Consider the following 16,807-nt stretch of genomic DNA (forward strand, 5'->3'; position numbering starts at 1 on the left):
CACGCGGCGGACCCTGGGTAACACTCGCCGGGTGCGACCGCGGAAGACCCGGACCGGACCTCCCGGATCACCTCGTGACGGCCGCCCCGGCCACATCGCCACCAGGGCCTCATCAGGGGCGTTTTCAGGCCATCCCGCCAGGCTCGGAGAGGGCGTCCGACCCCCGCCCAAGATCACAAGTTGATCACCTCGCGAGGCTTCATGATCAGCGGACGGTCACCGCCCGGTCACCTCAGGGTCACCGGACCGCCTGCGCTCAGTTGTCGCCCCATTACCGCACGTCATCGGACCTGCGACGGCCGGGACTCCGTCGCCCTTGGCCCACTCGTTCGGCTCACTTGTGTTGCCGAGACACCTGCGCGGATCCCCGAGGTGCGTCGTATCCTGCTCGGACATTCGCTGCCGAGTCCGGCCGGCTAACGGCACTACCCCCGCCCGTGTTCCCGGAAAAAGAGCTCGTCAACGACCCTTGACCGCAGTAAGCGCCCCGTGGGGGCGAACGTGGCCGTTCGACTGGAGATGCACGTGGCCGGGCGCATCGAGGATTACGCACTCATCGGAGACATGCAGACCGCCGCCCTGGTCTGCCGGGACGGCACAGTCGACTGGCTGTGCCTGCCCCGCTTCGATTCGCACGCCGTGTTCGCGGCGCTGCTGGGGACCGACGAACACGGTTTCTGGCGGCTCGGACCGGCCTCCCCGGCGGGAGCCGAGCCCCCGCGGGCCGACCGGCGCCGCTACGTGGGCGACTCCCTGATCCTGGAGTCGGAGTGGGACACGCCGCGCGGCACGGTCAGAGTGACTGATTTCATGCCTCCGCGTGACGGCGCGCCGCAGCTGATCCGGATCGTGGAAGGCGTCAGCGGCCGGGTGCCGATGCGCTCCGCGCTGCGGATGCGTTTCAGCTACGGCCGGGTGGTGCCCTGGGTGCACCAGGTGGACAACCGCACCGTCGCCGTCGCCGGGCCGGACTCGATCTGGCTCGACACCGAGGCGGACACGTACGGCAAGAACCTGACGACGTACTCCGACTTCACCGTGGCGCCCGGCGACCGCGTCGCCTTCACCATCAGCTGGCAGCCCTCGCACCGGCAGCCGCCCGCGCTGCCGGACCCGGAGGGATCGCTGGAGGCGACCTCGGACTTCTGGCGCGAGTGGGTCGAGCACTGCACGTACCACGGTCCCTACCGCGAGGCCGTCGTCCGCTCGCTGATCACCCTCAAGGCCCTGACGTACGCGCCGACCGGCGGCATCGTCGCCGCGCCCACGACATCGCTGCCCGAGGAGATCGGGGGCGTACGGAACTGGGACTACCGCTACACCTGGCTGCGCGACGCCGCCATCACCCTCTCCTCGCTGCTGCGCACCGGCTACCGCGAAGAGGCCCGCGCCTGGCGCGAATGGCTGCTGCGCGCCGTCGCGGGCGACCCCGAGAATCTGCAGATCATGTACGGGATCGCGGGTGAGCGCGAACTGGGCGAGGCGGAGCTGGACTGGCTGCCCGGGTACGAGGGTTCGGGCCCCGTCCGGGTCGGCAACGGCGCGGCGCACCAACTCCAGCTCGACGTGTACGGCGAGGTCACCGAGGCCCTGCATCTGGCGCACATGACGGGCCTGGCGCGCAACGACTACGCCTCGCTGCTCCAGCTCAAGCTGATCGAGTATCTGGAACGCCACTGGGACCAGCCGGACGAGGGCATCTGGGAGGTGCGCGGCCCGCGCCGCCACTTCGTGCACTCGAAGGTGATGGCCTGGGTCGCGGTCGACCGGACGATCAAGCTGATCGAGTCCGGCGACGCGGACGGCCCGCTGGAGCGCTGGCGCGAGATGCGCGACGACATCCACCACGACGTGTGCGAGAAGGGTTACGACAAGGAGCGCAACACCTTCACGCAGTCGTACGGCTCCAAGGAACTCGACGCCTCGCTCCTGCTCATCCCGCAGATGGGCTTCCTGCCGCCGGACGACAAGCGCGTCATCGGCACCATCGAGGCGATCCAGCGCGAGCTGTCCACGGAGGACGGCTTCGTCCTGCGCTACCCGACCTCGGGGGAGCACGCGGGCGTCGACGGTCTGGAGGGCGACGAAGGCGCGTTCCTGGCCTGCTCGTTCTGGCTGGCCGACGACCTCGCGATGATCGGCCGCGTCGACGAGGCGCGCAAGCTGTTCGAGAAGCTGCTGGCGCTCCGTAACGACCTGGGGCTGCTCGCCGAGGAGTGGGACCCGCGGCTCCAGCGGCAGGTCGGCAACTTCCCGCAGGCGTTCAGCCATGTGCCGCTGATCGACACGGCGTTGCGGCTGACGGCTTCGGGGGCGTACGGAGGCTGACGCTCCTGGAATCCCGGATGTGCTGTCCGATCGGACAGCGCATCCGGGATTTCTCTCTCCCGCGGTCCACGGTGATCCGCGGTTCCCTCGGCGTTTCGACTGTCGGTGCCACGGGCCGACCACGGCCCGACCCCGGTGGAATCAGCCACGCCATTCCTCGTACGTCTCCGCGAGAGCGCGCGGGCGGGAGCACCGGCGTACCGGGGCAACGGCGCACCCGCGCCGGAATTGCGACGTACGTCCGGACTTGGGTTGCCTTCCACTGCACCATCCCCTGTGTGAGATTTGTGAATCACCCGCCGCGACACGTACGCATCGCGTGCAGATAACCCAGGTCTCTTCACCAGATCTCCTTCCCCCCTGGCGTGAACGCTCCTTGCTCCCATAACGCCCAACTCCCAACGATGGACGCGTACTTGAGCATCAGGAGTCACAAGCAAGTGTGTGCTGGACCCGGGCGGCCGTCCGTCCGGGGCACTGACGGGGGAACTGATACGGGTACGCGGACCGACGCGACAGGGCACGTCGGAACACCTCCGCGCGTCTTTCCCAAGACCTCTTCCTCTGCCGTCTCCTGATGCCTTCACCCGGTGCCTTCACCCGGTGCCTGAGAAGGGATAGGAGGGGGAATGCCGACGAATGCCGTGAGCGCCGCGAGGCCGACTTACCCGGGCGTCTACGTCGAAGAACTTCCCAGCAGCACCCGCGCCATCTCCGCCGTGACCACCTCGGTGACCGCGTTCGTGGGGCACACCCGGCGCGGGCCGCTGAACGAGCCGGTGCGCGTCACCGGATTCGCCGAGTTCGAGCGGCGCTTCGGGGGGCTGAGCGCGCGGAGCCCGCTCGCCTACGCGGTGCACCAGTTCTTCGGCAACGGCGGCTCCGTCGCCGTGATCGTCCGGGTCGCCAAGGCGCGCAGCGGCAAGGCCGCGTGTGTCGTCCTGGAGTCCACCGAGGGCCGCAGCGAGAGCCGTGTGCTGGAGGTCCACGCCAAGGAACCCGGAGTGTGGGGCAACGGTCTTCGCGTCGCCGTCGACTACGACACGCCCTGCCCCGACGAGACCTTCAACCTGCGGGTGTACGACGCCAAGGGCGACGCCCGCGAGAGCTTCGCCGGCCTGTCCATGGACACTGGCAGCGCGAGCCACGCGCCCACCGTGATCAACGCCGGGTCGCGCCTCATCCGCGTCGACGCCGTGGGCGAGGGGCGCCCCGACCCGTCCGGCACCGTCTCCAAACCATTCGGTCACGAACTGCCCGACCTGGCCGTCGACCTGACGGTGAAGATCGGTGACGTGGAGCGCGAGTTCACGCTCTACGACCCCGACTGCGACGGCGAAGCCCCGTCATCCGTCGCCGAGTTGGCGCTGCATCTGGAGCGCAAGCTCCGGGCGCTGCCCGACGCGCCGGGCAAGCGGGCCTTCGCGGGCGCCGAGGTCACCGCGTTCGGCCGGCGTATCCAGGTCGTCGCGGGCTCCACCGACCCCGAGGACGTCGTCCGCTTCCTCGGCGAGTGCGCCAACGACCTCGGCCTGGAGGCCTCGGTCAACCCGCCGGTGTTCCCGCTGGAGGGCGGCGAGGACGGCGAGGCCCCCGGCCCGCGCGATCTCATCGGCTCCGAGGCCGACAAGACCGGCATCCAGGCGCTGCGCGGGGTCGCCGACGTCAACCTGCTGTCGCTGCCGGAGGTGGCGTCGTACGAGCGGACCGAGGACACGCTCACCGTCGTGTCCGCCGCTCAGCGGCTCTGCGAGGAGCGGCGGATATTCCTGCTGGTCGACGCGCCCAGCACCTGGGTGAGCGTGGACTCGGCGCGGGCGGGCCTGTCCGCCTTCGACGTCGTGCGCGGCAACCACGCCGGCCTGTACTTCCCGCACCTGCAGCTCACCGACCCGCTCACCGGGCGGCTGCGCGCCTTCCCGCCGTCCGGCGCGGTCGCCGGCGTCATCGCGCGCACCGACTCCGAGCGCGGTGTCTGGAAGGCGCCGGCCGGTACGGAGGCACAGCTCGTCGGAGTGCACTCGCTGACCGTCGACCTGACGGACCGTGAGACGGGGCTGCTCAACCCGCTCGGCGTGAACTGCCTGCGCACGTTCCCGCTGGCCGGCCCGCTGGTGTGGGGCGCGCGCACGCTGGAGGGCTCCGACGCCCTCGACAGCGCGTGGAAGTACGTGCCCGTGCGGCGGCTCGCGCTGCACGTCGAGGAGAGTCTCCAACGCGGGCTGCAGTGGGTCGTGTTCGAGCCCAACGACGAGAGTCTGTGGCAGCAGATCCGCCTCGGCGCCTCCTCGTACCTGCACACGCTCTTCCGCCAGGGCGCTTTCAAGGGCAGCACCCCGCGCGAGGCGTACTTCGTCAAGTGCGACAGCGAGACCACGACGGACGAGGACGTGGCAAACGGCGTCGTCAACGTCCTGGTGGGCATCGCGCCGGTCCGTCCGGCCGAGTTCGTGGTCGTCAAGATCCAGCAGACGTCCGGGCAGTTCGCTCTCTAGCGGCTCCGGAACCAGGGAGAGCAGAAGGAATTCGATGGCTGAGTTCACGGTCAACGCCCAACGCTTCGACCCGTACAAGAACTTCAAGTTCCTGATCCTGTGGGACGGACGTACGGTCGCCGGCATCAGCAAGATCAGTCCACTCAAGCGGACCACGGAGGTCGTCAAACACCGCCACGGCGGCGACCCCAGCTCCCCGCGCCTGTCACCGGGACGCTCCGAGTTCGAGGGCGTCACGCTGGAGCGCGGGGTCACCCACGACCCCGAGTTCGACCGCTGGGCCAACAAGGTCTGGCAGGTCGGGGCGGGCCTCGGCTCCGAGGTGTCCCTCGCCGACTTCCGCAAGGACCTCGTGATCCAGGTCCTCAACGAGGCCGGCCAGGTCGCCGTCTCGCACAAGCTGTACCGGACCTGGCCCAGTGAGTACCAGGTGCTGGGGGAACTGGACGCCAACGCCAACGCGGTGGCGATCCAGAGCCTGAAGCTCGAATGCGAGGGCTGGGAGCGGGACTACGAGGTGCCCGAGCCGGAGGAGCCCTCGTTCCTGAATCCGGCGTAGGGCCTGTTGCGGAAGGCCTGCCCTCCGGCCGGAGGGCAGGTCCCGCGGCGCTGTCGAGGCACTGCCCGCTCGCGAGAAGCCGGCTTACCCGGGGAGCGCGTCGCGGGGCGTTCAGGATCTTCCCAACAGGCCCTGGCGGCAGACGATCTGACGAAAGACGCGAGAATCGGGGGAGGACATGGCGATCACTCGGGCGGCCGACTTCCTGGCCACCTGGGAAGCCGGGCTCGGGCGGGCACCGGCTGGGCGTGCCCTGCTGCTGCACCGCGCCGCCCGCCCGGACCTGGGCGGCGAGCCGGAGGCGATTCTGTCGCTGCCGGTGGGCGAGCGCGAGTCGGACCTGTTCGCGCTGCGCCGGGCCTTGTTCGGCGAGTGCATGCAGGTGCGCCTGGAATGCGGCGCGTGCGGCGAGGACATGGAGTTCGAGCTGGACGCCGGGGAGTTCGCCCAGAGCCTGGCCGTACGCGGCGAGCCGGTGGTGCGGATCACCGAGCACGGCTGGGAGGCCGAGTTCCGGGTGCCCGGCGTCGCCGACCTGACAGCCGCGGCCCGGGCCGCCGACCCGCGCGGGGCGCTGCTCGTCCGATGCCTCGTGACGGCTGCGAGGGACGGAGCCCCGGTTACGGCCGAGGAACTGCCCGCCGCCGTGCAGCGCCGGATCGCCGAGGCGGTCGAGGCGGCGGACCCGGGCGCCGACGTGACGCTCAGCATCGCTTGCCCCGAGTGCGGCGCGGCCACCCGGGCCGAGCTGGACATCGCCTCCTACCTGTGGACCGAACTGGACGCCTGGGCACGTGACTTGCTCCTGGACGTCCATCTGCTCGCCACCGCGTACGGCTGGAGCGAGCCGGAGATCCTGGCGCTCAGCCCGCTGCGGCGCCGCTACTACCTGGAGCTGTGTGCGGATGTCTGACCGTTCCGGAGACCGGCCGGGTGGCCTCCCGGCGCCCGACTTCCTCGACCGGCTGCTCGCCCGGCACGCGCCGGCCGCCGCGCCGCGCCCCGGCGTGGCACGCGTCCGGCCCCGGCTGGCGGGGCCGTTCGAACGGATCGAGTCGGTCCGGGGCACGGCCCCCGATCCGGACGAGGCCGAGCCCTTGCGGCCCCTCTCCACTCCCTCTCCGGCGCCGCGGGAGAACACGGCGCACCCGGCCGTTCACGAGGTTCGCACCGAGCGGGAGCGGTCGGTCGTACGGATGGAGCGGGCCCCGGCGCCGCACGACGCCGCAGCCCGCCCCGCCGCGCCCGCCGTTCCGGAGGTGTCGCTGCTGCGGCCCGCCGCGCCGCTCACGCCCGGTCCGCGGCCGGTCCCCGACGCCGCGCGCCGCACGGCAGTACGGGGGATCCCCCAGCGGGACACCTCCCCGCACGCGGCGCCCGTGCCCATCCCCCCGGGCAGGGACGCGGATTCCCCCGCCCTGTCCACCCTCCTGCGGCCCAGTGCCGCGGACACGGCGGAGGCCCGGGACGCCGTACGGCAGGCCGCGGCCCGGCGCCCCGGGCGCGGGACCGAGCGGGTGGTGCGGGTGCAGATCGGGCGGCTTGAGGTGACGGCGGCCGGAACGCCCCAGAGCGGCGGCCGACAGCGGCAGCGGGCCACTGGGCGGCCGGAGACCACGGTGAGCCTGGCGGAGTACCTGGGACGGGGACGCGAGTGAGCGGCACGGACCGCCATACCGAACGGACGAGACGGATGAGCAGGACGAGAGGGACCGAGGAACCGACACCATGAGCAACGCTCTCGCCATCGCCCATGTCACCCAGGCTCTGGCGCTGTTGATCGAGAACAGCCTGCGGCCCGAGATCGACATGGCGGTCTCCGTGGAGACCCGCAAGCCACCGGCCGAGCCGCCCACCGACCCGACCATCACCGTCTTTCTCTACCAGGTCACCCCCAACGCCTCCCTGCGCAACAACGACCTGCCCACCCGCAGTTCCCAGGGCGCCCTGGTCAAGCGCCCGGCAGCCGCCATCGACCTGCACTACGTGATCAGCGCCTATGGCGAGGAGAACGAACTGGTCGGCCAGCGGCTGATCGGCTGCGTCGTGCGAACACTGCATGAAATCCCCGTCCTCCCGGCTGACGTGATCGCGGCGGCAGGCGAACGGCCGTACCTGGCCGGCAGCGACCTGGGCGACTCGGAGCAACGGGTGAGGTTCACCCCCACTCAGCTGGACATCGACGAGACCTCCAAGCTCTGGGGAATGCTCCACCAGACCCCGTACTCGCTCTCGGTCGGCTACCAGGGGTCACTGGTGCTGATCGAGGGCAGGGAGAAGCCTGTCCCGGCCAAGCCGGTGGAGGAACACACCGTCCGCGCCCTGCCCTTCGGCGCCCTCGACGTCCCGGTGCCGCCGGGAGCGCAGGGCCCTGTTCCGGCGGCCACCGCTGCCGAGAAGGCGCCACCGGAGAAGACAGCACAGCCGGCGAGGAAGGCTCAACCGGCGAGGAAGGCTGCCGCGAAGACAGCCACCGCCAGGAAGAAGGCCGGCCCGACTCGTTCCCGCAAGCCGTCCGGGACCAGTGGATCCGATGCGGCCGGATCCGATGCCGCCGGATCCGCTGCGGCCAAGGACCAGGAGAGCTGAAGCACCGTGCGTACAGCGGGGGGAGACGACGGTATGAACACCCATCAGGGCACCGCACGGACAACCGGGCCCGGGGCGGACGGCACGGCTCTGACCGGGGCCGTGCGCGCCGTCCTCGCGCGCCTCGACCGGCTGGCCGCCCGCAGCGGCGACAGCGACGGCGACGATGACGGCGCGCCCCTGACGGCCGCCCCCGCACCGCCCGCTCTGGAAGCCCTCACCGCCTGCTTCAGCCTGAGCTCCTTCGAACGCGACGTCATCCTGCTCACCGCCGCCGCCGAGCTCGACCCCAGCACCACGACCCGGTGCGCCGCAGCCACCGGGGACCCGGACCGTGCTCACCCCACCTTCGCCCTGGCCCTGGCAGCCCTGACCGAACCACACTGGAGCGCCCTCACCCCCGTCGCCCCGCTGCGTCGCTGGCGGCTGATCGAGCTGGACGACGAGTCCCGGCTCACCACGACCAGGCTCCGGCTCGACGAGCGCATCCTCCACTTCCTGCTCGGCTCCCCTTATCTCGACGCCCGCCTGCACGGCATGCTGCGCCGCACCCCGGCGCCGGACACTCTTCCCGCCTCCTATGAACGGGCCGCGGCACGAGTCGGGGCGGGCTGGTCCGCGCCACGGGCCGACGCCCCGCTCCGCGTCGAGCTCGTCGGCGGCGACGTCCGCAGCCGCGCCGACATCGCCGCGGCAGCCGCCACCGGCATCGGCCTCGGTCTCTACACGATGGCGGCCGAGGACGTACCCACCGACCCGGCGGAACGCGACCGCTTCGCCCGCCTGTGGCAGCGAGAGGCGATCCTCCTGCCCGCCGCGCTCCTCCTGGAGACCGGCGGACTCGAACGCGAACAGGCAGCCGCCACCGATGCGTTCATCGCCTCGGCCGGAGTCCCGCTCGCCGTCTCCAGCCAGGAGCCGGCTCCCAGCGCCCACACCCGCGGGGAGCGCGTGCCCGTCCCCGCTCTCAGCGAAGATGAGCACCTCGCCCTCTGGCAGGACGCCTTCGCCGATGTACCGGACGTGCTACCGGCCCAACTCCGCACCCTGACAGCTCAGTTCCAGCTTCCCCCGCACCTCGTCCGCTCCGCCGCCGCCACCGTCCGCCGCGACCTGCCCGCCGGCGGAGCCGGGGGGAACGGACTGGACGCCGCCCAGCTGCTGTGGCAGGCCGGGCTCACCGAGGCCCGCATCGGCCTCGACGAGCTGGGGCGGCGGATCGAACCCGAGGCGGGCTGGGGCGACCTCGTCCTCGCCGAACGGCACACCCGCGTCCTGCGCGAGATCGTCGCCCATGTCCGCCGGCGCGCCACCGTCTACCAGGAGTGGGGCTTCGCCGGGACACTGCGCCGCGGCCTCGGTGTCACCGCGCTCTTCGCGGGCGGATCCGGCACGGGAAAGACGCTGGCCGCCGAGGTGATGGCCAAGGAGCTGGGCCTCGATCTGTTCATCATCGACCTCTCCCAGGTGGTCAGCAAATACATCGGCGAGACTGAGAAAAACCTCCGCAAGGTCTTCGACGCCGCCGACCGCGGCGGCGCCCTGCTCCTGTTCGACGAGGCGGACGCCCTCTTCGGGCGCCGCAGCGAGGTCAAGGACAGCCACGACCGCTACGCCAACCTCGAGGTCAGCTACCTGCTGATGCGGATGGAGGCGTACCGGGGTCTGGCCATCCTCACCACCAACATGAAGAAGGCTCTCGACCCGGCCTTCATGCGCCGCATCCGCTTCGTCGTCGACTTCCCCTTCCCCGGCGCGGCCGAACGCGCCGAGATCTGGCGCCGCGTCCTGCCCGACCAGGCCCCGACGAAGGACCTCGACCCGGAGCAGTTGGCCCGGCTCACCGTCGCCGGCGGCTCCATCCGCAACATCGCGCTGTCCGGCGCCTTCCTCGCCGCCGAGGAGGACGAACGGCTCCAGATGCGGCACATGCTCGCCGCCGCCCGCACCGAATACCAGAAGCTGGAACGCTCCCTGACGCCCTCGGAGGTCCACGGATGGGTCTGAACGAGACGCGGACACCCGGCCCCGGCCCGCAGCAGCCGACCACCGTACGGGTGGAGATCGGCGAACTGGCCCTCGACGGCTTCGGCCACGGCACCGACCCCGACCTGGTCTCGGCGGCCTTCCAGACCGAACTGAACCGGCTGGTACAGACCCATGGCGTCCCGCTGTCCGAGGACGGCACCGACCGTGCCCTCGACGTCCTCACCCAGCTCGCGCCGCTGCCCCGCACCGCCTCGCCCGCCCGGATCGGCCAGGCCCTCGCCCAGGCCGTCCACGCGGGCCTCTCCGGCCGGGGCCGGGAACCGGGCGCCGCCGACCACCTCAGGGGGCGCCGATGAGCAGCACTCACGCCGCTGCCCAGAACGGCCGTTCGGCCGCGCAGGCCGCCAAGCGGCGCAAGCGCCGGGAGCAGGAGCGGGCCGCCAAGGCCCGCACCCCGGAGCCGAAGGACATCGTCAGCGGAGCCGGCCTGCCGCTGGACCCCGGCGTGCGCCGGGAGCTGGAGGAGCAACTCGGGCAGGACCTCAGCCGGGTACGGCTGCACACCGACCGGGACGCGGGCGCGCTCACCGGACTGCTGGGCGCGGACGCGGTCGCCGTCGGCCAGGACATCTTCTTCCGGGAGGGTGCCTATGCCCCCGGCACGGCCGAGGGCCGGCGCCTGCTCGCCCACGAGGTCCTGCACACCGTCCAGAACCCGCACGGCCTGGGCGCGCTGCGCGCGGGCCGCGACCCGGGCGCGGTCAGCCTGCCCCACGAGCCCATCGAGCGTGAGGCCGAACAGACCGCCCAGCAGACCGTACGCGGTGAGGAACCGGCCCCCGACATCGCGCCGGACCAGGCCACCCCCGGCTGGCTCCGTTACGCCACCGTCGACGCCGACCGTAACCGCGCCGAACTCCTCGACCCGGTCACCCTGGTGGACCGGCTGACCAACGGTGTCCTCCGCTCTCTGCGCGGTGACCCGGCCGACCTCTCCGGCCGCGTCCGCGTCGAGCTGTCCCGCATGTCCCCGTACATGCAGGAGCTTGTCCTCGACCGGCTGGAAGTACGGCTGCTCTCCAGTGAGTACGACCGCCTGCTGGAGCGGCTGGCCGAGCAGGAGGCCGACCCGCTCCCGCACGACCTCGAACCCGCCGACGTACCCGAGCCGCTGCCGGACGCCCTGGAGCTGATCGAGTACTACCGCGAGGCGGACGCCGCCCGCCCGGAGTGGCCCGAGCGTGAGGAGCCCGCCAAGAAGAAGGACGGGCAGCAGGCCCAGGACAAGGAGCAACAGCCCGGGGAAGAGGAGGAGCGGCAGCCGGAGTCCGCCGAGGCCACCGCGCGGGGCGCTGCCCCCGCGCCCCCGTCCTCGGCCTCCTCCACCTCTCCACAGGGGCAGCGTCGGGCTGAGGAGAGCCAGTCCGCCGGGCAGAGCGCCGAGTCCGAGGCGGCCAGCGAGGAGCAGGACGCCGCTGGGGACAAGGACGAACGCGAGGAGCGCAGGACCCGCGAGGAGGAGCAGAAGCAGGAGTCGGAGGACAAGGCGAAGGACGGCCCGTCCGAATCCGTCACCCCGGGCAAGGAAACGGAGGCCGAGGACCAGGCCGCGACCGGCGACGAGGAGCGCGCCCAGGGCGAGGAGTCCGACGGGCCCGCCGAGGACGAACTCCCCCTCGGCCTCAACCCGGACGCGCTGTCCGAGACCGACATCGCCGACCCGGGCTCCGAAGGGGCCCAGGACGCCGAGCCCAAGAAGAACAGCGCCTGGGACGTCGAACTCAAGCCCGACGACTTCCTCCCCAGCTCCGACCTGGACGTCTCCGGCGTCCCCACCGCCGACGAGCTGACTCCGGGCTCCAGCACCGAGCAGCAGGCCCCGACCTTCCCGGCTCCGCCGCCCACCAAGGCCGACAAGGTCGAGGAGCAGCGGGAGGCGGAAACCGCCCAGGAGGACGCCGAGGCGGACGTGAGCGACGCCGCGTTCCCGGACGAAGCGGCCGAGCAGGCCACCCGTGACCTGCAGGACGATCGGCCTCTCGACCAGGAGATCGGCCCGGCCCCCGAGGACACCCCGGCCCCCAGGACCGAGGGCGGCGCCCGCGACACGAGCCCGACAACGCAGGACACCACTCCGGAGCCGACCACCCCCGACCCCGAAACGGCGGAACCGGGAAGCGACACCTCCGCCGGAGGAGAGGGCCCCGCCCCGCAACCCACGGCCGAACCCTCGGCACCGGAGACCGTGTCCACCTCCGTGGACCAGGCCAAGGCCCTCGGCGGCGCGGGCACCGCCGGCCGTACGGCCGCTGCGGTCCCCGGGCCCCGCCAGCCGCGTCCCACCGCCGAAGCGACCGCCACCGCGGAGCCGGACGGGCCCACCTCCGGCCCGACCCAGCCGGACACCGCGGAGGCCCCTGCCGCCGACGCCCCGGCACCGGGCACGACTCCCGACGCTCCCGCCGACTCGGCTGCCCCCGAACCGGGGCCCACCCCACGCCGGTCGGACACCTCCGAACCCACGGAGGAATCAGACGCCCCGGTCGGCACCCGCGCCGCGAAGGCCGCCCCGGCCACCGCCCCCGGAAGAGGCGGTGGGGGCGGAGGCGGGGGTGCCGCGGCACGGAGCAAACAGCGGAAGAAGGAGGGCCCCGCCCCCGACCTCTCCGCCTCCGATCCGGAATCCGGACTGTCCACCGCCGCCGGAATGAAGCCGCACCAGGCCCTGGCCGCGATGGACGGAGTGAACAACTCGGTCAACACCAGCGTCGGCAACGAACAGCAGGCCCTGGCCGACTCCCCGCCCACGATGGACCGCCCGGCGGGCTCCCCGGAGACCCTCAGCGGCGACCCGGACGCCGCGCCCCCCGGCGAGTACTCCGACGGCGACGTCAGTGCGACCGACTCCCCCGAGGCAGAGGACGCCGAGGTGGAGGGCGCCCAGGCCCCGGAGGGCGAACTCCCGGGAGCGGACTTCGAACTGAGCACCGGCGACAAGATCCTCGCGGGCGCCACCACCATCGGCGCGGGCATCGTCAACTGGGGCAGCAACCTCGTCGGAGCCGGTGACGTCATCGACACCGACGCCCTTGTCCAGAAGGTCCTCGACCTGCCCACCGAGGACGAGATGATGGAGCAGGCCCAGGTGGGCACGGCTCCCGGTGTCGGCATGGCGGGGGAGACGGACGGGCTCACCGAGCAGCAGGGCGGCGAGCTCGACTCGAAGAGCGGCCAGGTCGAGGAGGAGGGCCGCGCCGACTCGGAACAGCCCCTCGGCGAGGACCAGATCTATCCCGACGTCCCGCCCGAGACCCTCACCGCGGATGTCCCCGAGGCGGGCAAGGAGAAGAGCGCCGCGTCCAAGTCCGGTGGCGGCCCGCAGATCCAGGGCGTCCCGCCGGAGGCCGTCTCGGAGGTGGCCGAGCACGAGGAAGGCCCCAAGATCAAGTCCGCGTTCAAGAAGGGCCAGGACGACCTGGCCACCGAACGCGGGAAGAAGGACACGGACTTCCAGGACTCCCAGCGCAAGCACGAGGAGGACGTCCGCGCCGAGGTCGACGCCAACACCCGGAGCCAGGCCGACGAACGTGAGCGGGCGAAGTCCGAGGTCGTCACCGACCGCGAGAACTGGCGGACGGAACAGGACGCCGAGCTCGATGACATCGGCACGAAGAAGGGCGAGAAGTCCAAGGCGGTCCGGGAGGACATCGACAAGGAGGAGAAGGACACCGACGACAAGGTAGAGCAGCGGGAGAAGGACGACGACGAGGAGATCGAGAAGGAGAGCACCGAGGCATCCGAGGAGGCCGAGACCGAGCGCGACGACGCGAAGGACGACTCCGGCAATTGGGTAACGAAGGCCTTCGACGCGATCAAGCAGTGGCTCGAAGAACTCAAGAACACGATCGTCGGCATCTTCGAGCGGGCGCGCCAGGCCGTCGTCGACCTCATCACGAACTTCCAGGAGACGGTGACCGGGTGGATCGAGGAGGTCCGCGACTCGATCGTCGAGATGTTCGAGGAGTTCGTCGAGGCCATCGTCGAACTGGGCCGTGAACTCCTCGCAGCCATCGAGGAAATCGCCGACCGTATCCGCGACCTCATCATCGGCCTCATCGCCGACGCGATCGCCTTCATCAACGATCTCGCCAACGAGCTCAAGGAGATGCTCGACGATCTCCTCGATCAGATCAGCCAGATCCTCACCGACATCCTGGACGCCCTGAAGGCCGGCCTGGAGATGGCTGTCGACGCCGTCAAGGGTGTCCTCAAGGGCGCGATGGACCTCGCGATGGGCCTGCTCAACGCCCTCGGCGAGTGGATGACGATCGCCGGCGACATCATCGCCGACCCCGGCGGCTGGCTCAGCGGCGCCGCCAGCTCCGCCGAGGACGGCGCCCGGAACCACCTGGTCCCGGAGGCCCAGTCGGCGATCAAGCAGTGGTTCAACGACAAGATCCAGGAGATCCTGGGGATCGACAAGGAGACCTTCGATCTCCTGATCAGCGGCGGCATGACGGTCGAGGAGATCGTCGAGGAGGCCTGGGCCGCCATCGTGCCCCAACTCCCCTTGATCATCGGCGAGCTGGTCATCACCAAGGTCGTCGCGAAACTCATCCCCGGTGCGGGCTGGGTGATGGCCATCATCGACGCTCTGAAGGCCGCGTACGAGACCCTCTCCGAGATCCTCCGCGCCTTCGGCCTGGTCATCGACTACCTGAAGGCCGTCAAGAGCGGAAACGCGGGCCGTCCCTTCGCCAAGGCCGTCGCCGCCGGCATCGTCGCCCTGATCGAGATGGTCTACAACGCGCTGGTCAGCGGCATCGGCAAGTACGTCGGCAAGGTCACGGACCGCCTGAAGGGCGTGGCCCAGGGCTTCAAGGACAAGTCACCGTCGAACCCGGACAACGACGACCGGCGGGACCAGGGCGACGAGGTCAACGCCTCCCAGCAGCAGACCGACAACGCCAACCAGAACCTCAACTCCCAGCCCCAGAACAACCCGCCCGCCAACAACAGTCAGTCCACGTCCACCCAGAACAACACCTCCACGACCAACCGCACCGACGACGACAGCCAGAAGAACAAGGACAACGGCAAGGACAAGAACTCCGGGTCCGACAACCGCAAGGACAAGGACTCCGACACCAACCGCCGCGACGACGACACCCGCAACAAGGACAAGGACCGCAAGAAGGAAGAGGACAAAGACAAGCCCCGCCGGAAGCCGTCCCCGGCCGGCCGCTCCCACAAGCGCTCCAAGAAGACCACCAAGGCCGCCCTCAAACGCAACCGCCGCGCGAAGAAGGCCCTGGGCAGCAAGGGCAAGAAGAGCAGGACGGGCCGCAAGCTGGACAACGACGCCCGCCGGATGCGCCGCGCGTACAAGAACCGCCGCGACCAACTCCGCGGCCAGCAGCAGCGTCGCCACGAAGAGCGCCGCCGCCAACGCGACGACCGCCGCAAGAAGGAAAACTCACCGGAATCCAAGGCTGCCCGCCTCCGAAAGATCGTCGCCCGTATCCGACCCAAGCTCAAAAGGGCGCTCGACAAGGGTGTTCAGCACTCTGTTCTCAATGCGCTGATTTCCGGAATGCGCATCTGGCATCGATTGACTCGACTGTTCGTTCAAGGGGCAGATCGATTTAAGATTGAAGCTGTTCTTAATCCGAGTGAAGTAACGGTTGCCGGTGTCAAGCTAGACCGTGATGAACTGCTTCTATTCATTCGTGAAGTGGCGGCTGAGGTACAGGAGCACAAGCGCCGGAGTAAGGCGGCATCTCAGGTCGAAGTGACAGGCGGTAATGAGATGTCCTTTGCCGGGTCGGCGCAGGCTGGAGGTCTTCCTGGCAAGCTGAGGGAAGTCAGGCTGGGGAACGGGAAGACGATGAATATAACAGACCGCGGGACTGGTGCGAGTTCCCGGATTCAGCAGGGGGTCGATAGTCCTCGAAACCGGAAAGTGACGCAGCTCGACAGCAACGCCGAGAATTTACTGAGTGACGAATATGAGGACATGTTCGAAGGGAAAGATCGCTCGGATCAACTCGACGTATCGCAGGCGATGTTGAGCGATATGAGTGGAAGATTGGATCCGGCCGCGTCGAACGTTCCGTCCAGTCAGATTATGTTTCTCAGGACGTTGGGCGCTGTGGAAGAGAATCGCTCCAGCAGTGATCTTGTGTATCGCGCAATGGCGTACAGTGCCCCCCTTGAGGCGGCCGGTCAGGGATCATCGGGTGAACGGATCGCTACTCTCCATGATGCTCTCAATAAGCTCCCCTTGGCTCCAGATGGTGCGCAGGGCGAGGCGCGGCAACTCGATCTTCACTACATATTCAAGGGGTTGCAGAAGAGTGATCTTCCCCCTTCTCGGGTGGCAGACGTTATGGTCCAGTTGAGTCATGAGGAGGGTCTTACTTTCTCGGATATGCAAGCCATGACAGCGCGGACTCGACGACCCACATTCAATAAGCATGTCGAGGCCGAATTTAATGTAAGCAAGGCGCAAATACAGGAGGCGAGGCGAAATAGGAGACCGAAAAAGAAGGATAACGTTTCTGATGAGCAGAAGAAGGATGCTCGTCAGAAGATGGGGAGGTGGGAAGAGAGCTATATATCAAGTACGTGGTCGGATGTCGCTCAAAAAGAGGCAGATAAGCCGGGAGCGGTGCAGATGTCGCGAGGTGCTCAGCGCGAGGCGCAAAGGGAGGTGGACTTCCTGAAAGCGTGGGCGAGTACTCTTAATTTGGACTTTTCTGGCGGTGGTACGGAAGAGCAAGGGAAGAAGGAGCTGTTCGGGGAGATTAGGGGTAAAATACACCGTATCTACGGCCTGAAGGTGTGA

At 69.8% G+C, this 16,807-nt stretch carries 9 protein-coding genes; all 9 read left to right on the forward strand.

Going from position 1 to position 16,807, the window contains the following annotated elements; genetic code table 11:
• The first annotated feature begins 519 nt into the window (after positions 1-519).
• The 9 genes from ACIBLA_RS13900 to ACIBLA_RS13940 all read left to right on the forward strand — a co-directional run bounded on the left by ACIBLA_RS13900 (position 520) and on the right by ACIBLA_RS13940 (position 16,807).
• Complete coding sequence (locus ACIBLA_RS13900) at positions 520-2,328, forward strand: glycoside hydrolase family 15 protein (RefSeq protein WP_363245720.1); 1,809 nt, start codon at positions 520-522, stop codon at positions 2,326-2,328.
• 629 nt (positions 2,329-2,957) lie between these two features.
• Positions 2,958-4,823, forward strand: coding sequence for a phage tail sheath subtilisin-like domain-containing protein (locus ACIBLA_RS13905; protein ID WP_363245702.1), 1,866 nt, complete (start codon positions 2,958-2,960; stop codon positions 4,821-4,823).
• A gap of 34 nt (positions 4,824-4,857) precedes the next feature.
• Positions 4,858-5,382 (forward strand): phage tail protein, encoded by a 525-nt coding sequence (locus tag ACIBLA_RS13910; RefSeq protein ID WP_363245701.1) that lies wholly within the window; start codon positions 4,858-4,860, stop codon positions 5,380-5,382.
• A 178-nt stretch (positions 5,383-5,560) separates the two neighbouring features.
• Positions 5,561-6,295, forward strand: a complete 735-nt coding sequence (locus ACIBLA_RS13915) for a hypothetical protein (RefSeq protein WP_363245700.1) — start codon at positions 5,561-5,563, stop codon at positions 6,293-6,295.
• Positions 6,288-7,040: a hypothetical protein gene (locus ACIBLA_RS13920; protein ID WP_399198653.1), complete on the forward strand. Its 753-nt coding sequence runs from the start codon at positions 6,288-6,290 to the stop codon at positions 7,038-7,040. Before ACIBLA_RS13915 ends, ACIBLA_RS13920 begins: the two co-directional genes overlap by 8 nt.
• 70 nt (positions 7,041-7,110) lie before the next feature.
• Positions 7,111-7,971: a DUF4255 domain-containing protein gene (locus ACIBLA_RS13925; protein ID WP_363245698.1), complete on the forward strand. Its 861-nt coding sequence runs from the start codon at positions 7,111-7,113 to the stop codon at positions 7,969-7,971.
• 33 nt (positions 7,972-8,004) lie between these two features.
• Positions 8,005-9,978 carry an ATP-binding protein gene (locus ACIBLA_RS13930; protein WP_399198654.1) on the forward strand — a complete coding sequence of 658 codons (1,974 nt, stop codon included), beginning with the start codon at positions 8,005-8,007 and terminating at the stop codon, positions 9,976-9,978.
• A complete protein-coding gene (locus ACIBLA_RS13935; protein WP_399198655.1) occupies positions 9,969-10,316 on the forward strand; it encodes a hypothetical protein in 348 nt (115 codons plus the stop codon). The genes ACIBLA_RS13930 and ACIBLA_RS13935 overlap by 10 nt, the downstream gene beginning before the upstream one ends.
• On the forward strand, positions 10,313-16,807 hold the full coding sequence (locus ACIBLA_RS13940) for a DUF4157 domain-containing protein (RefSeq protein WP_399198657.1): 6,495 nt from the start codon (positions 10,313-10,315) through the stop codon (positions 16,805-16,807). The genes ACIBLA_RS13935 and ACIBLA_RS13940 overlap by 4 nt, the downstream gene beginning before the upstream one ends.

Origin of the sequence: Streptomyces sp. NPDC050433, from assembly GCF_044458565.1 — a bacterium.
In the GTDB taxonomy this organism is placed as follows: Bacteria; Actinomycetota; Actinomycetes; order Streptomycetales; family Streptomycetaceae; genus Streptomyces.

Excerpts from the sequence above, each read along its gene's own strand:
- ACIBLA_RS13900 (WP_363245720.1), top strand. The coding sequence starts at position 520 with ATGCACGTGGCCGGGCGCATCGAGGATTACGCACTCATCGGAGACATG.
- ACIBLA_RS13935 (WP_399198655.1), top strand. The coding sequence starts at position 9,969 with ATGGGTCTGAACGAGACGCGGACACCCGGCCCCGGCCCGCAGCAGCCG.
- ACIBLA_RS13915 (WP_363245700.1), top strand. The coding sequence starts at position 5,561 with ATGGCGATCACTCGGGCGGCCGACTTCCTGGCCACCTGGGAAGCCGGG.
- ACIBLA_RS13905 (WP_363245702.1), top strand. The coding sequence starts at position 2,958 with ATGCCGACGAATGCCGTGAGCGCCGCGAGGCCGACTTACCCGGGCGTC.
- ACIBLA_RS13925 (WP_363245698.1), top strand. The coding sequence starts at position 7,111 with ATGAGCAACGCTCTCGCCATCGCCCATGTCACCCAGGCTCTGGCGCTG.
- ACIBLA_RS13940 (WP_399198657.1), top strand. The coding sequence starts at position 10,313 with ATGAGCAGCACTCACGCCGCTGCCCAGAACGGCCGTTCGGCCGCGCAG.
- ACIBLA_RS13920 (WP_399198653.1), top strand. The coding sequence starts at position 6,288 with ATGTCTGACCGTTCCGGAGACCGGCCGGGTGGCCTCCCGGCGCCCGAC.
- ACIBLA_RS13910 (WP_363245701.1), top strand. The coding sequence starts at position 4,858 with ATGGCTGAGTTCACGGTCAACGCCCAACGCTTCGACCCGTACAAGAAC.
- ACIBLA_RS13930 (WP_399198654.1), top strand. The coding sequence starts at position 8,005 with ATGAACACCCATCAGGGCACCGCACGGACAACCGGGCCCGGGGCGGAC.